Source organism: Vibrio sp. 811, assembly GCF_033339195.1.
Map to the genome: position 1 here is coordinate 1 of NZ_JAWOUB010000399.1, position 706 is coordinate 706.

Sequence of the window (706 nt, forward strand, 5' to 3'; positions counted from 1 at the left end):
GTTTCTTTCATGCCGATATGCATCCCGGGAATGTGTTCGTTAAACCTGAACACCCAGAGAACCCAATGTGGATAGGGCTAGATTGCGGAATCGTTGGTACACTTAATAGTGAAGACAAGCGTTATCTGGCGGAAAACTTCCTCGCGTTTTTCAATCGTGACTATCGCCGAGTGGCGGAGTTGCACGTTGATTCAGGCTGGGTTCCGGCAGATACCAATGTCGATGAATTTGAGTTCGCGATTCGCATTGTGTGTGAGCCAATTTTTGCTAAGCCACTGTGTGAAATCTCTTTTGGCCATGTGCTGTTGAACCTGTTCAACACCGCACGTCGCTTTAATATGGAAGTGCAACCTCAATTAGTGCTGCTGCAAAAAACGCTGCTGTACGTTGAGGGGCTTGGTAGACAATTATATCCGCAGCTCGATTTGTGGGAGACCGCAAAGCCATTCCTTGAAGAATGGATGATGAATCAAGTGGGCCCGCAAGCTTTGGTCAATTCAATCAAAGATCGCGCGCCATTTTGGGCGGAGAAATTGCCGGAACTGCCGGAGCTACTTTACGATAGCCTCAAACAGGGTAAAGCGATGAACCAGCGTATGGATCAGCTTTATCAAGGTTATCGCCAAAGTAAGCGCCAGCAGGCGACAGGAAAGTTTTTGTTTGGCGTTGGCGCGACTTTAGTCGTATGCTCGGCAATATTGGTGGA

Annotated in this window: 1 protein-coding gene; it reads left to right on the forward strand. The window is 48.2% G+C overall.

What is annotated here, in order from left to right:
- On the forward strand, nucleotides 1-706 hold a 706-nt coding region (locus tag R7Q46_RS27115), incomplete at both ends, for an AarF/UbiB family protein (protein ID WP_318078252.1).